General features: G+C 44.1%; 1 protein-coding gene. It reads right to left on the reverse strand.

Features of this window, described 5'->3' with window-relative positions:
* On the reverse strand, window positions 1–827 hold an 827-nt coding region (locus tag R8O11_RS25500), incomplete at its 3' end, for an AraC family transcriptional regulator (protein ID WP_318194646.1).
* Window positions 828–994 lie beyond the last annotated feature (167 nt).

The following is a 994-nucleotide window of genomic DNA, read 5'->3' on the forward strand; positions in this document are numbered from 1 at the left end:
AACTGTGATGGGCTGCTGTAGCCTACGAGTCGAGCAGCATCATTAACTCGTTTCCCTTCGAGTTGAATCAAATCTCTCGCTTTATTGAGACGCACTTTTTTGATGTATTGCAAAGGTGATTCTAAAGTCACGCTCCGAAACGCCTGATGAGATGCCGAGATACTCATGTTGGCCTCTTCCGCCAATGTTTGGACATTCAATTGCTCTTGGTATTCGGCATGAACTCGATTGAGTGCTTTTGCAACTCTCGCGTAGGAACCTTCTTGGTGAGCCAATTCAAACAACACGTGCCCTTCTTTGCTTACAAGCGTTCGATAGACAATTTCTTCTAGTAAGGACTCGCCCAATATCGCCACATCCAAATCGTTGCAAAGCGCCTTCATTAATCGCTTGCAAGCATCGAGCATGGCGTCGTTCATTCGAACCGATTTGAGGCCACAACGTTTAGAATCTTCGCAGATATTACTGAATTTCTGTGCTTCGAGCTTTTTCACAAGTTTGTGCAGCAGCGTTGGCGAGATGTCGATAGAAATACCGAGTAAAGGCTCATTGTTGGTGGCAAATGCTTCACACTCTAGAGGCATAGGTACACCCACCACCAAATAGTCATCCGGACCATACTGAACTGGCGTTTGCCCTATATGGATGTTTTTATGCCCTTGGCCAAGCACAATGATCCCTGATTGATACACAAATGGTTGACGGTTATTGCCTTTGCTACTGCGATAAAACCAAACGCCTTCGATAGCAGTTTGCTTGATGCCTTCTAAATTGTGCAGATCATGCTTTTCAACATACTGCTGCATGGTTTCGGCTAATGTGTTCATGTAATGCTCCATAAACCGTCAATCGGTCTACGCTCTGTTGTCATTTTGCTCACTATACTTTCTCTTCTGTTTCCGATTCCAGCGCTATAACAACAATTTTGTAGAAATAGGCAAGTAATTTACAGGAATCGACCTACAACACGACAAAAAGTCGTACTAATATGCAC

The sequence above is a fragment of the Vibrio sp. 1288 genome, assembly GCF_033344475.1.